Annotated in this window: 12 protein-coding genes; 8 read left to right on the top strand and 4 right to left on the bottom strand. The window is 42.8% G+C overall.

All coding sequences use genetic code 11. The features are described from left to right. Nucleotides 1-86 precede the first annotated feature (86 nt). Together NDN13_RS12415 and NDN13_RS12410 are read left to right on the top strand one after the other, a co-directional pair. A complete protein-coding gene (locus NDN13_RS12415) occupies nucleotides 87-671 on the top strand; it encodes an LOG family protein (protein ID WP_251115664.1) in 585 nt (194 codons plus the stop codon). Between the two features lie 10 nt (nucleotides 672-681). After that, a complete protein-coding gene (locus NDN13_RS12410; protein WP_070076023.1) occupies nucleotides 682-1,077 on the top strand; it encodes an NUDIX hydrolase in 396 nt (131 codons plus the stop codon). On the opposite strand, the gene NDN13_RS12405 is transcribed toward NDN13_RS12410, so the two are convergent. Together NDN13_RS12405 and recG are read right to left on the bottom strand one after the other, a co-directional pair. Further along, nucleotides 1,010-1,714, bottom strand: coding sequence for a ComF family protein (locus NDN13_RS12405; RefSeq protein ID WP_251115663.1), 705 nt, complete (start codon nucleotides 1,712-1,714; stop codon nucleotides 1,010-1,012). The genes NDN13_RS12410 and NDN13_RS12405 overlap by 68 nt on opposite strands. Further along, on the bottom strand, nucleotides 1,707-3,752 hold the full coding sequence (gene recG, locus NDN13_RS12400; RefSeq protein WP_251115662.1) for an ATP-dependent DNA helicase RecG: 2,046 nt from the start codon (nucleotides 3,750-3,752) through the stop codon (nucleotides 1,707-1,709). The genes NDN13_RS12405 and recG overlap by 8 nt, the downstream gene beginning before the upstream one ends. An 18-nt stretch (nucleotides 3,753-3,770) precedes the next feature. Here recG and NDN13_RS12395 point away from each other — a divergent pair, with 18 nt between their 5' ends. Together NDN13_RS12395 and NDN13_RS12390 are read left to right on the top strand one after the other, a co-directional pair. Further along, nucleotides 3,771-4,589 (top strand): Rossmann-fold NAD(P)-binding domain-containing protein, encoded by an 819-nt coding sequence (locus tag NDN13_RS12395; RefSeq protein WP_251115661.1) that lies wholly within the window; start codon nucleotides 3,771-3,773, stop codon nucleotides 4,587-4,589. Nucleotides 4,590-4,715: 126 nt separating this feature from the next. Continuing rightward, a complete protein-coding gene (locus NDN13_RS12390) occupies nucleotides 4,716-5,693 on the top strand; it encodes a putative solute-binding protein (RefSeq protein ID WP_251115660.1) in 978 nt (325 codons plus the stop codon). 63 nt (nucleotides 5,694-5,756) lie between these two features. On the opposite strand, the gene NDN13_RS12385 is transcribed toward NDN13_RS12390, so the two are convergent. After that, nucleotides 5,757-6,422 carry a response regulator transcription factor gene (locus NDN13_RS12385; RefSeq protein WP_251115659.1) on the bottom strand — a complete coding sequence of 222 codons (666 nt, stop codon included), beginning with the start codon at nucleotides 6,420-6,422 and terminating at the stop codon, nucleotides 5,757-5,759. Nucleotides 6,423-6,562: 140 nt separating this feature from the next. On the opposite strand from NDN13_RS12385, the gene NDN13_RS12380 reads away from it, so the two are divergent. From NDN13_RS12380 to NDN13_RS12370, 3 genes are read left to right on the top strand one after another with little or no spacing between them, the layout of a single operon-like run. Then, entirely contained in the window at nucleotides 6,563-8,218 is a 1,656-nt protein-coding gene (locus NDN13_RS12380) for a flavin-containing monooxygenase (protein ID WP_251115658.1), read from the top strand. A 2-nt stretch (nucleotides 8,219-8,220) separates the two neighbouring features. Further along, the gene (locus tag NDN13_RS12375; protein ID WP_251115657.1) at nucleotides 8,221-8,958 is read left to right on the top strand and encodes an SDR family NAD(P)-dependent oxidoreductase; all 738 of its coding nucleotides are present in this window, start codon (nucleotides 8,221-8,223) and stop codon (nucleotides 8,956-8,958) included. Nucleotides 8,959-8,988: 30 nt separating this feature from the next. Continuing rightward, nucleotides 8,989-9,927, top strand: coding sequence for an alpha/beta hydrolase (locus NDN13_RS12370; RefSeq protein WP_251115656.1), 939 nt, complete (start codon nucleotides 8,989-8,991; stop codon nucleotides 9,925-9,927). 80 nt (nucleotides 9,928-10,007) lie between these two features. Here the strand turns inward: NDN13_RS12370 and plsB are convergent, their stop codons facing one another. Then, complete coding sequence (gene plsB, locus NDN13_RS12365) at nucleotides 10,008-12,554, bottom strand: glycerol-3-phosphate 1-O-acyltransferase PlsB (protein WP_251115655.1); 2,547 nt, start codon at nucleotides 12,552-12,554, stop codon at nucleotides 10,008-10,010. 277 nt (nucleotides 12,555-12,831) lie between these two features. Between plsB and NDN13_RS12360 the strand changes: the two genes are divergently transcribed. Next, the gene (locus tag NDN13_RS12360) at nucleotides 12,832-13,704 is read left to right on the top strand and encodes an acyl-CoA thioesterase (protein WP_251118228.1); all 873 of its coding nucleotides are present in this window, start codon (nucleotides 12,832-12,834) and stop codon (nucleotides 13,702-13,704) included. Nucleotides 13,705-13,716 lie beyond the last annotated feature (12 nt).

The raw sequence follows: 13,716 nt of genomic DNA, 5'->3' as shown, positions 1-13,716 counted from the left end.
CACTTGCCTAAACGTTATTTTCTCAAAAATCTTGTTACATAGCCTACTTTATCAGCATGACAGTTATATAAAACGGTTTTAATTGTATGAATTCTATATGTGTTTTCTGTGGTTCTTCTCTTGGTAATGATCCTATTTATCAGCAAATGGCTGAGGCGACAGGTCAGGCAATTGCGGCACAGGGACAAACCTTGGTCTATGGCGGTGGTCGTTCAGGTTTAATGGGTGTGGTCGCTAATAGTGCATTACAGGCGGGCGGACGAGTCATCGGCGTAATTCCAGAGGCTTTGGTCGATCGAGAGTTGGCACATACAGGTCTCACGGAATTGCATATCGTCAAGAATATGCATGAGCGTAAGACCAAAATGGCTGAGCTATCCGATGCCTTTGTGGCTTTACCGGGTGGGGCGGGCACACTGGAAGAAATCTTTGAACAATGGACATGGAGCCAATTGGGGATTCATCAGAAACCATGTGCATTCTTAAATGTGGATGGCTTCTATGAGGACTTGATTCGGATGATTCAAGGCTCTGTTGAACGTGGTTTTAGTCAGGAACGTTTTGTTAATAAATTGATTGTGGCAGAGCAGATTGAGGATGTTTTGGCTGCATTTTCGGCCTACCAACCTGCGACACCCAAGTGGACATCAACAACTGAAATACAAGCTTAAGGATGGATTTGTGAACATCATCACCGTGGCGGCGGCTGTCATTTTAAATGAACACAATCAATTGTTATTAGTACGCAAACAAAATACTCAAGCATTTATGCAAGTGGGCGGCAAATTGGAAACGGATGAGCCACCTGAAATCACGATACAACGTGAGATTTTGGAGGAAATTGGCTGTGAATGTGAATTGAAACAATTCATTGGTCGTTTTGAAACGGCTGCCGCCAATGAACCTGATCATGTGTTGGTGAGTTATGTCTATGCGGTTGAATTAAAGCAAGCACCAAAAATTGCCGCAGAAATTGCAGAAATGAAATGGATTGAGTTGAATGACCAATCTACTTTATTGGCACCCTTAACGAAAGACATTGTGATTCCGTGGTGTCAGCAAAATCAACTGAGTTAGGCGGTTTTACTTGTGCGGCTGCTACGCAGGCACTATAGATCTGTTGGCAGCCGAGTTGGTTTAGGACTTGGGATAAGGCACTGATTGAGCTGCCTGTGGTGAGCACATCATCGACAATGAGGACGTTGCGATAACGGATTGAGTTAGGTGGTGCTGCCACAAACTGTTGCTCAATATCTTCAAGACGTTCTAAACGGGATAGTCCTTTTTGTGAGTGCTGAGCCAAGCGTTGTACGGGTTGCCAAACGGGGATATTTAAGCTTTTGCTCAATGCCTTGGCGAGTAGAAGAGCCTGATTAAAGCCGCGTTCTGCTAGACGATCGGCCGAAATTGGCATGGGTACAATCGCATGTACTTTCGGAAGTTTGAGTTGTAATAGCAGACCATCTAATATTCTTTGATGATGCAGTTTTTGCTCATATTTAAACTGTTGAATGATCCGATCAATCGGATAGGCATAATCACAGGCGACCAAGACCTGTTGTTGGTTACGCTCAATGCTTTGCTTTAGCCAAGGCAGTTGTTGCCAGCAACTGTGGCATACACCAAACTGACGTTTCATCCCAATGTCGCAGAGACTACACGGTGTTAAATAATCAAATAATTGCTGTGCTGATGTGCCAAGTCGTTTAAACATAGGCATATCGTGGTGCTTCAGGCAGCCAGCGCTTGAGTAGACCATCTGCATGCTGGGGATAATCTTTCAGAATTTGCTCTGCCACATAATGCGCTTGGGTAAGCAGATGGTCATCCCGTTCTAAACGTGCCACACGAAAGCCCATATCTCCAGTTTGTTTGGTGCCGAGTAATTCTCCCGGACCTCGAATTTCCAAATCCTTTTCTGCGATCACAAAGCCATCATTGCTCTCACGTAAAATCGAAAGACGTTCCTGACCATTTTGAGACAAAGGGGTTTTATACAGTAGGGCACAGAAACTGGCGGTTGCCCCACGGCCTACTCGACCACGTAATTGATGTAATTGGGAAAGGCCCAAGCGCTCGGCATTTTCAATCACCATGATCGACGCATTCGGGACATCGACCCCGACTTCAATGACTGTAGTGGCAATTAACAGCTGAGACTGATTGTCTTTAAAGGCTTGCATGACACTTTGCTTTTCATCGGCCTTCATCTTGCCATGTACCAGACCAATGTTGATGTCTGGAAAACGCTCTTTAATTTCTTGATAAGTGGCTTCTGCCGCTTGCGCATCCAACGTTTCAGATTGTTCAACCAAGGTACAAACCCAATAGGCCTGTTTGCCTTCACGACAATTGCTTGCGATACGTTGCAGCACCTGCTCACGCCGTTCTAGGGGAATGGTTACGGTTTGAATCGGGGTACGTCCAGGCGGAAGTTCGTCAATAATCGAGGTATCTAAATCCCCATAAGCACTCATGGCTAAAGTACGAGGAATCGGTGTTGCAGTCATGACCAGTTGATGCGGGGTAAATTGATCGGCACCTTTATTTCTTAAAGCGAGGCGTTGATCAACACCGAAGCGATGCTGCTCGTCAATAATCACCAAACCCAGCTTGGAGAAACCGACTGTATCTTGAAATAGGGCATGCGTGCCCACGATCAGTTGGGCATGACCTTCTTTAATCTGTTGTTCAGCTTGGGTTCGGGCTTTGCCTTTTTGTTTGCCTGACAGCCATGCGACTTGAATACCCAAAGGCTCAAACCAGCGTTTAAAGTTTAAATAATGCTGTTCAGCTAAAATCTCAGTCGGTGCCATAAGCGCCACTTGCCAATCGGCTTCCAGCGCATGACAGGCTGCTACTGCTGCTACCAAGGTTTTGCCTGCACCGACATCACCCTGTACCAGACGTAACATCGGCTGATCTTGCTTCAGATCTTGTAAAATTTCTTTGGACACCCGCTTTTGTGCATTGGTCATTTGGAAGGGCAAGCCTTCCAATAGCTTCTTCGCCAGCACTTTGCTGCTACTAAAGCGTGGTGCAGAAATTTGCCGAATATAAGCACGACGGGTGAGTAGACTGATTTGATGGGCAACCAGTTCTTCAAAAATCAGGCGTTGTTGTGCAGGATGCGAACCTTGATTGAGTTGCAGCATATTGGCATCAATCGGTGGCTCGTGAATGTAATGCAGTGCTTGTTTCAGTTCATAGCCATTGCTGTATTTGCTGGGCAATAATTCAGGTAAGTCATCACTATGATGCTTAAGTGCTTGGCGTACATATTCACGCAGCTTGGGCTGGGTTAAGCCTTCGGTGCTGGGATAAATCGCAGTGAGTTGGGTCTTGGGTAATGCAGTATGCTGTTGAATGACCTGAATTTCAGGATGATATAACTCTAAACCCCGTGCACCAACGCGAACTTCACCAAAAATTCGTAATCGTTGCCCCATTTGGATGCGATCAGTCAGGCCTTTATAAATATGATAAAAGCGTAAAGTTACCTTACCAAAATCATCTTGTAATAGGGCAGCGAGCGATTTCTTTTTCCCCGGAGGGAAATCGACAGAACGGACTTCACCTTCAAGCAAGTAACTTCGTCCAACGATCAGCTGATTCATTGGAATAATAGTGCTACGATCTTCATAGTCACGAGGAAGATGGAATAACAAATCATCCGTGCTAAAAATATGAAGCTTTTCTAAAAGGGTCGCTGCGGCAGCACCAACGCCTTGTAATTGCTGAACTGATGTCATCTCTGCTCAAAGGTGTGTATGCATATTTTATTTATTGGTTATGGTAAAACATCTCAGCGTGTCGCTAAACACTTATTTGAGCAAGGTCACCACATTAGCACAATAAGTCGTAGTGAAAAAACAGATTGTTACGCGACCCATTATATTCAGGATGTGCAACACCTAAATTTGACAGGCTTAGCCCCGATTGATGTGGTCTATGTGATTTTGGCGCCCTCAGAAAGTGGGATTGATGCTTATCAACAAACTTATGTCGACAGTGTGGCACCGATTGTTGCAGCACTTAAAGGACATGCTGTGCAACGAATCGTGATCGTGTCCTCGACTCGGGTGTATGGCGAAAATGCAGGAGAGCGAATTGATGATGAATCGCTGATACAGCCTGCTGATGAGCAAGGGAGCATTCTTCGGGAGATGGAATTACTTTGGCAAGCGCATTATCCGCAACAAAGTATTATTGTGCGTCCTACAGGAATCTATGGAACTTCAATCGCTCGGCTAAAAAAGCTGGCTGAGCAAACATCGACTTATCCTGCAGTGCATTTTAGTAACCGTATTCATATTGATGATTTAGCAAAATTTTTAGCCGGATTGATTAATTTAGCTAAAGTTGAATCAAGCTATATTGTTAGTAATAATATACCTTTACCTATGCACGAAATTGTTCTCTGGTTTCAACAACAGCTACAGCTCCCCAGCTTGAAACTATTGACACAACAACAGACAGGCAAGCGGATCTATGCCACCCGATTATCGGATACGGGGTTTCGATTTGACCATTTGATTTGCTTTAATGACTATGCTGCTGCTTTATTGGCACATAGTAATGAAAAATAATTCGATTAGACTGTAAAGAAAGTTTAAAGAGTTGGTATGTATTTTGAATTATAAATACCAATAGATTCCTGAAAGGAACCGCCTAAATTGAGCACGAGGTTTGCTGTGAGGTGTAAAGGGTGATACATGAGAAAAATAATTTGCATGATCTTATTCGGATTGATGACAACCGCAAGTTGGGCTGTGGAACAGTCTTGGTGCGTGTTTGATCCTTTAAGTACACAGGGTGATATCAGTCGTCGTTTACAGGACATTCGTCTGTACGCACAACAAAATCAAGTTCAGTTAAGCTTTCAAACCTTTAAAAATGAAAAGAAGGCCATACAGGCATTTGATCAGCGTAAATGTTCAGGCTTGGTGGCATCCAATTTTAATACCTATCGCTATAACCGTTTTATGGGCACAAGTGGGGGGATTGGACTGATTCCGAATAATCGTGTGGCTCGGACATTTTTACAACTACTGAATAATTCAAATGTCGAAAAACGTATGCTGAGTGGAGATTATGAAGTGTTGGGCATGATCCCGATTGGGACAGCCTATATGATCATGAATACCCAACAGATTAATAAAGTGTCTCAGTTAAAGAATAAAAGCATTGGAATTTTAGAAAATAATCCGCCACAGCAGGCATTGGTACAAAGTGTCGGTGCAAAACCAGTCTATGTTGATTTTTCCAATGCGGTGGAATCTTTTAAGCAGAAAAAAATTGATATTTTGGCTGCACCTGCTTATGGAATATTACCGTATAACTTGAAAAAGGAATTTGGTGCAGACACACAGGTCGTCAACTTCCCTATGGCATATTTTGCGATGAATATCGTGATTCGGCCACAAGGTTACCCCGCGGGCTTCGGTCATCAAATACGCTCTTGGTTTGTACGCAACAGCAATGTGCTTGCTGCACAAGCCATTCAATGGGAAAACCATTTACCAGCTTATTACTGGGCGGATATCTCAGGTTATGAGAAACAGGGCTATGATGCGATGGTAGTGAAGATTCGAAACCGTTATGTCGACTCTGGTTATTATGATGCGTATTTTGTATCGCTCATTAAACGACTGCGATGTTTGGATGATCCGAAGTATTTAGAGTGTCGTTAGCGTATTAAAAAAGGCAACCGAAGTTGCCTCTTGATATTCAACTTATGAGTGAATGCTTTGGGATTAAGTCAAGACACCTTCGCGTAGTAGAATGCTGACAGCATGGGTACGGTTATGCGCAAGTAACTTCTTGACTGATGATTGGATATACTGGTTAATGGTTAATTCGCTAATCTCTAGAGCATCGGCGATTTCCTTGCTTCTTTCGCCCAATGAAACTCTTTTCATAACTTCGAGTTCTCTTTTACTCAGACGATTTTTTAATTGTAGGGCAGTTCCACCCGCCATGTATTGACCTACTAGGTGCCCAAACTGGGTCAAAGCATTGAGGAGTATTGGGTTAAGTTGAGCCCCAGCACTAAATTTGGTGCTGCAAATAAATCCCAACACTGCTGAGCCATTGCAGATGGGAGTCACCGTAATCGCTTGGACATGATTTGCAATTTGATAGCGACTACTCACCATTTTTAGAAAATCAATTCCTCGGCAAAAAGATGCCTTACGCTCCTGTATCGCTTGATAAATAATAGGAATAGAGCGAATGTCATCTCGTATTTCACTGATGTACTCGAGCTGTTCGCCCTCCATTGCAATAATACCCTCACCTAAAAAGCCGAGTGCAGAATATCTGGACAGTGTGGCATTCACCATCGGGAAAAGTGACATATAAGTCTTTAAAATCATAAAGAGCTGTTCTTCATGGCTTTTTGCCAATTGTATTTGTTGCACCTGTTTAATTATTCTGGAAGGTGGGATCAATGCTTATCCTCCTTTTTAGGGAATTGTTAGTATAGAAATCGGGAATGTCCGTATCCGATTCAAGCTCCTATGATGAATTTTTCATCAAAATTCAAAAGGAGTATTTGGATATGATAATAGAAGTAGCCTCAGGCACAAGCAATATATTTCTGGATGCAGTGGTCGTTGGAGCGGGATTCTCTGGGCTCTATATGTTATTAAAGCTGCGAGAAGCTGGGTTTAAGGTCAAGGCTTTTGAAAAAGGTGATGGCGTTGGTGGGGTGTGGTATTGGAACCGATATCCTGGCGCGAAATGTGATACAGAAAGTTTTTCTTATAACTATACTTTTTCTGAAGCCCTGTTTCAGGAATGGAGTTGGTCTTCACGTTATCCAGCACAACCTGAAATTCTAGCTTATCTCAATTATGTAGCAGATAAGTTTGATCTTAAAAAAGATATTCAGTTTAATCAAACCATCAGCTCTGCACATTTTAATGAACTAAACCAGCGCTGGGACATTACAACGCAGGACGGGCAGCAGTTCTCGGCGAAGTATTTCATTTCGGGTGTAGGATGTTTGTCTGCATCAAATATGCCTGAAATTCAAGGACAACATCTATTTCAGGGGCAAGCTTACCATACTGGGCATTGGCCGCATGCGAAGGTTGATTTTAAAGGAAAGCGAGTTGGTGTTATTGGGACTGGGTCAAGTGGGGTGCAAAGCATTCCAGAAATTGCCAAGGAAGCAGAACACTTAGTGGTTTTCCAACGAACTCCTCAATATGTTGCGCCTGCCAATAACCGTCCATATTCGGATCAAGAACGCCAACAGATAAAAAATAGTTTTCAGGCGTTGAAAACACAAATGCATCAAACCATGTTTGGGATGCCACAAGATCCTCCAAACAAATCCGCAATGGAGGACAGTGACGAACATCGTTTACAAGTATTTGAAAATGCTTGGGATAAAGGTGGTTTTTATCTTGCAACTTCTTATAACGATTTGTTAACCAATGAACAGTCTAATGCAGCAATAGCAGCGTTTTTTAGGGATAAAATCGCAGACAGTATTGAGGATGATGAAACAGCCAAGCAATTACAACCGCAATATTATTATGGAACTAAACGCCCAATTCTTGGAACACAGTTTTATGAAACCTTTAATCAGCCTCATGTAAAATTGGTAAATATTAAGGAAAATCCAATTGTTGCAGTTGATGCACATGGCTTGCAAACCATTGAGGAATATTTTGAATTGGATATTTTGGTATATGCCACAGGATACGATGGTATGACCGGCCCTCTATTTAAAATGGATATTCGTGGTGTTGATGGTATTTCACTGCAGGATAAATGGGAAAATGGAGCGGCAACTCGAACTTATCTCGGACTCACTACCGCAGGTTTTCCGAATTTCTTTATGATCACTGGACCAGAAAGCCCTTCTGTACTCAGCAACATGCCATTGTGTATTGAACAGCATGTCGAATGGATTATAGATTGTCTGAATTATATGCAAAATTGTGGATATGACCAGATCGAGGCAAGTGTAGCAGCTGAAGAGCAGTGGAGTACGCGTTGTCAGGAAATCGCTGAATACACGTTATTTACGAAAGCCGAGTCTTGGTATACCGGTGCAAATATTACTGGGAAGCCTCGTCGCTTTTTAATTTATTTACCAGGTATTGGACCTTATCGCCAGCTTTGTAATGAGATTGCCGCTGATCAATATCGAGGATTTCAATTCAAACAAAAAAACAGTAACAGCGTTGTTCGGAGTGCTTAATCATGGACTTTAAAGATAAATTTGGCATTGTAACAGGTGCAGGTAGTGGAATTGGACGGGCAACAGCTGTGCAGTTATGCAAGCAGGGGGCACAGGTTTTACTAGTAGATTATAACCGTGATGCCATTCTTGAAACCCAGCAATTGATCGAAGATCAACAAGGGTCTGCTTACTGTAAACAGGCCAATGTTGCGAATTATGCTGAAGTACAGGCGTATGTCGATCACGCAAATGAGCTTTTTCCACGTATTGATTTTTTTCATAACAATGCAGGTGTATTGCAGAAGCCTTCGTTGTTACATGAAACTGAACAGATTGAGGTAGAGCGTGTTCTCAATGTGAATTTAAAAGGTGCATATTGGGGGATGCAGGCTGTGTTGAAGCAGATGATGAAACAAAAATCAGGTACGATTGTCAATACTTCATCCCATGCTGGAATACGGGCTGAGTCCTATTTAGCGATCTATGCTGCAAGTAAGCATGCATTGTCAGGATTGACAGTATCGGCTGCACATGAATATGGCCCTTACGGCATACGTGTTAATGCAGTATGCCCTGGTGGTGTAGATACCAACATGATTAGTGGTATGGTCAATGAGGGGGATATGTCCCGTATGGGTCCCTTACGCCGACTTGCTTTGGCTGAGGAAATTGCCAATAGTGTCGTGTATCTATTATCAGAAAATGCCTCTTATATCAATGGTGTCCTACTTCCAGTAGATGGCGGTTTGGCAAGCTAATTCATAGTATTGGACAAAGGATTGAACTACATGAGATATGTTCATAAGGAATTAAAGCCTATATTGGAACAACTCCCTGAGCTAATGATTAGTACAGAACAAATGCCGGCTATTCGTCAGTTCCTGAAAGATCATTTGATTGGTGACTTTCAAGCTCATCCACAAGTTGAATGTCTAGAGCAGTGGATTCCGTCACAACATCGTGGACGAGAGATTCGAGTTTTAATCTACCGTTCGAAAACAGTTCAGCAGTCGAGTCCCGCGGTATTGTGGATTCATGGTGGTGGTTACGTGATGGGAACTGCAGAAATGGATGCAGGTCTTTGTGAGCGCTTTGTGCTGGAAGCAGGTTGCCAGGTCATTGCTGTCGATTACCGGCTTGCGCCTGAACATCCTTATCCTGCAGCACTTGAAGACTGTTATGATAGTTTGTGTTGGCTCTCTGAAAATGCAACTGCACTTGGTATTGATGCTGAAAAAATTGCGGTGGTTGGTGCAAGTGCGGGGGGTGGCTTAACTGCTGCGCTTAGTTTACTGGCCCGAGATCGTGGAGGGCCAAAGATCGCATTTCAGATGCCACTGTATCCGATGATTGATGATCGTCATCAGACCCGATCCAGTACTGAAATTCAAGATAGTCGAGTCTGGAATGAGCAATCGAATCGAAGTGCATGGGCTATGTATCTGGGAGGTCTGCCAGTGCCAAATGTTTCATCTTATGCTGCACCTGCAAGAGCCAAAGATTATAGTTGTTTGCCTCCAACGTATACTTGTGTTGGTGATCAAGATCCATTTAGAGATGAAACAATGGATTATGTAGCCGCACTGGCAAAAGCAGGTGTTCCTACTGAGTTTCATTTGTATCCTGGGTGCTTTCATGGTTTTGATGGCTACGCACCAATGACAGGAATTGGGCAACAGGCCATACAGCAATATGTTCAGGCACTAGCCATATTCTTTCATGAATAGTCAGTAATGGCTTTATTTGCTTTATTCCGCAGATAAAAAAAGCAAACCGAGGTTTGCTTTTTGGCTTGAAAATTTGGAGGTTAAGATTTTTTGCGTTTTAAGCGACGTTTGGCCTGTTGTGAAGCCATGGCTTCTAATGCTTCAGCCAGCTCTTCATCGCTGAAGGTGGTGATGTGCTGCAACATTTGTAAGGTGGTTTCATCTAACACCAGTTGAGCACCAGCGGCCATCTCACTGAAATTATCATCGTATTCAATGAGGCCTTGCTCATTGTTACGAATATAATTCTGTTGAGTAAGGACTTTAATAAAGCTTTGGAATAAGGCTTTATCGAAGAACTCTGGTGAGTTGAACTCATATAACACCGATAGACGTTGACCCAATAAATGACTCAACTCTTCAACTTGCTTGGTTGAAATATTGCCTGAACCACGTTGAGTAATCAGTGCAAGGGTCATGTAGTAACGCTCTAAACTCTGTTTCACTGGCATCGCCAAGGTCACAAGTTTTTGATGTTCTTCACTGTTTGGTGTTGGGCTAAATAGGTTGTCTTCATGATCTTGGAAGATAATACCGATCTGAACCAAAGCATTGATATAGCTATCAATTTGCTTTTGTAAGTCAGCAGCTTCCCATTTCATGAATAATTCAGCTTTTAAGAACGGATATAAGGTACGAATCACATTACTTAAATCATTCTTGTGAATTTTACCATTGTGCTCAACCAGTGAGGCCACCAAGGATGGCAAGACAAAGGCATGCAAAATATTGTTGCGGAAGTAGGTCAGCAATACCGCTTGATTATCTTCAATCGCAATAATATCGCCTAAAACATGCTGTACACGTTTGATCAGCTTGAGTTTTAGACCATAAGCAATAATTTCTTTACCTGATAATGAGGTCACTTGAGTGCGTTCATCATAAGGTTGCTGTGTGGCTAAATCACGGTAGATATCGAGTTGCTTGGCACAAATTTCTTCATCTAAGGTGTGTTTTGGGGTTGCCAATAAAATTAAAGAAAGCAGTGAAACTGGGTTAATCACCACAGCACGGTTGATATTTTCTAAAATGAGATTGGCTGAGCTTGCCACAACATTGGAAATTTCTGTGGTACTTGCAGTATCAGCTTGAATATTTTCAGCGCCTTGTTGCTTCAAAATGTCATTTAAGAAGACTGGTTCACCGAAGTTGACATGTACTTTTCCGAAGATACGTTCAATTTTACGCAAGGTTTTCACGATACCAAAAATCGATTCCGCTTCTTTCGGTTTACCTTGCATTTCACCGACATAGGTCGAACCTTCCATCAGGCGCTCATAACCAATGTAGGTAGGAACAAACACGATCGGTTTGGCTGGACCACGTAAATGCCCTTGAATGGTCATCGCCAGCATACCTGTTTTTGGCGGAAGCAAACGACCAGTACGAGAACGACCACCTTCAATAAAGTATTCGATTGGGGTGTTGCGCGATAAAATGCTGTACAGATATTCTTTAAATACCGAAGTATAAAGGGCATTGCCACGGAAAGAGCGGCGGATAAAGAAGGCACCACCACCACGTAATAACTGACCTACGAATGGTAAGTTTAAGTTATCTCCTGCAGCAATATATGGAATCATCAAACCGCGTTTATAAATGACATAAGACAATAGTAAATAGTCGATATGGCTACGGTGACATGGGGTGTAAACGATTTCGTAGTCTTTGGCCAGTTCGCGTACGGTGCTGAAGTTATGCACTTCAACGCCGTCATAGAGTTGTGTCCATAAACGAGTTAAGGCCATATCGGCAAAACGTACCGCAGATGCTGAATAGTCCGATACGATTTCATTGACATAGCCAATGGCACGGCGTTCAGCTTCGAGCATACTGATTTTATGCTGAATGCTTTCGCGGCGAATGGCATCTTGTACCTCAGGAGACTTCACCACCGATTGCATCACATTGCGACGGTCTGATAAGTCAGGGCCAAGCACCACTTCACGTTGCTGATCCAAATAGGTGTCTAATGAACTTGCAATATAGGTTGCTGGTGAAACATTGGGGTGATTGCTCTTGGCATAATCTACCAATTCACGTAATGATTGAGGCTCATGAAACTCTAAATACGATTGGCGACCATGTAAGCCAATATTCATGAGTTGTTTAACGGTACCGGGTGTTGCCCATGTATCTGAAAATAATAATTTGAACCAAGAATCTTCTTTATCTGGTGAACGACCCCAAAGTACCGTCACTGGAACCAGTTGAATATCAACCTCTGGGTGTTGCTCAAGTGCCTCGACCAGCTGTAACAGGCGAGGTGGGAAGGTTTGGGTATTGAAAAAATTATTTTCGTTATGATGTAAGAACAGGACTGAATTTTTTTCTTGATAAGCCCCAAAAATCAGTGGGTCTAAGGCGGGCTTTAAGTTTAGACGGCGGGTTTCACCATCCACCACCAATGCATTACTACGCGAATAATTTTGTAATACATAGCAAACCAGCTTATTTGATTCTGTTGGGTTTGGCTCTGCTGTGGTGGATTCTGTAGGAACTTCACCAAGAACATGTGGGGTTACCACAAGGTCAAGTAACTTACTCGAAAGTTGGCGATACATTTGACCAAATCCAGTCTTGGACATTACAAACTCCTAAATAATAATCCTGACATCGAGTCATGCTGAACCCGACATTCTGCGATATTCTTACATGAAACGGTATGTTATTTTCTGACAAAATATAGCGTATTTGGTAGATTTTATCGTTAAAAATCGTATTTTTAGCGGTTATAAATACAATTAACGTGACGGATGAATCATTTTATCCTGACCATTGTCATTTGAATTTGTGGCACAATCAAAATTATCAACCCTGAATGGATTGGTTGATCTCTCCTCATTGATGTTGGAAGGCTATTACATGAATGCGTTAACTCAAGAATTGGTAGAACTGTTGACTCTGGAAAAGTTGGAAGAACATATTTTCCGAGGCAATAGCCGCAATTTGGTAGGCAAGCGAGTGTTCGGTGGGCAGGTGCTTGGACAAGCATTAAGAGCCGCGTCATATACCACGGATCGTCCTGCACATTCTTTACATGCCTATTTCTTGTATGGGGGCGATGTCAATGCACCGATCATTTATGAAGTTGATCCGCTCAGAGATGGTAAAAGCTTTGCCAGTCGTCAAGTTCGGGCGATTCAGCATGGTCGTACCATTTTTTCTGCGATGGTCTCTTTTGCCAATCCAGAAGAAGGCTTGAATTATCAACATAAAGAGCCAGAGTATCCTGAACCAGAGACCTTAAAGTCTGAGAACGAACTGAAAGAAAGCCTGATTAATTTTGTCCCAGAGAATGTACGTGCCAGTTTTATGCGTGAGCGTCATGTAGAAATTAGACCGACTCAGTTGATTAATCCGTTTCAACCGCAGCCAGAAGCGCCGTTCTATGCACATTACATTCGGACCCATGATGCGATTCCAGTGGATTTAGATGAAATCTCGCTGCATCAGGCGATTGTGGCGTTTTACTCAGATTTTACCTTAATGACCACAGCATTACGTCCACATGGACTGTCTTGGATTTCTCCAAATTTACAGTGTGCCAGTATCGACCACACCATTTACTTCCATCGTCCGCTGCGTGCAGATGAATGGATGCTTTATGATATGGAAGCGACCATTAGTGCCAGCTCACGTGGCTTGAATTTTGGGCGAATGTGGCAAAATGGACAGCTGGTGTGTAGCACTGTGCAAGAAGGTTTGATTCGGCTCAGAGAAATCGAAACGCAGTGAAAAATGAATCAA

It is taken from the genome of Acinetobacter sp. C32I (assembly GCF_023702715.1).
Lineage (GTDB): Bacteria > Pseudomonadota > Gammaproteobacteria > Pseudomonadales > Moraxellaceae > Acinetobacter.
This window is presented reverse-complemented; position numbering and strand designations above follow the sequence as displayed.

Bases quoted from the DNA above. Each gene is read 5' to 3' on its own strand.
- NDN13_RS12415 (WP_251115664.1), top strand. From the start codon at position 87: ATGAATTCTATATGTGTTTTCTGTGGTTCTTCTCTTGGTAATGATCCT.
- NDN13_RS12405 (WP_251115663.1), bottom strand. From the start codon at position 1,714: ATGTTTAAACGACTTGGCACATCAGCACAGCAATTATTTGATTATTTA.
- recG (WP_251115662.1), bottom strand. From the start codon at position 3,752: ATGACATCAGTTCAGCAATTACAAGGCGTTGGTGCTGCCGCAGCGACC.
- NDN13_RS12395 (WP_251115661.1), top strand. From the start codon at position 3,771: ATGCATATTTTATTTATTGGTTATGGTAAAACATCTCAGCGTGTCGCT.
- NDN13_RS12390 (WP_251115660.1), top strand. From the start codon at position 4,716: ATGAGAAAAATAATTTGCATGATCTTATTCGGATTGATGACAACCGCA.
- NDN13_RS12380 (WP_251115658.1), top strand. From the start codon at position 6,563: ATGATAATAGAAGTAGCCTCAGGCACAAGCAATATATTTCTGGATGCA.
- NDN13_RS12375 (WP_251115657.1), top strand. From the start codon at position 8,221: ATGGACTTTAAAGATAAATTTGGCATTGTAACAGGTGCAGGTAGTGGA.
- NDN13_RS12370 (WP_251115656.1), top strand. From the start codon at position 8,989: ATGAGATATGTTCATAAGGAATTAAAGCCTATATTGGAACAACTCCCT.
- plsB (WP_251115655.1), bottom strand. From the start codon at position 12,554: ATGTCCAAGACTGGATTTGGTCAAATGTATCGCCAACTTTCGAGTAAG.
- NDN13_RS12360 (WP_251118228.1), top strand. From the start codon at position 12,832: ATGAATGCGTTAACTCAAGAATTGGTAGAACTGTTGACTCTGGAAAAG.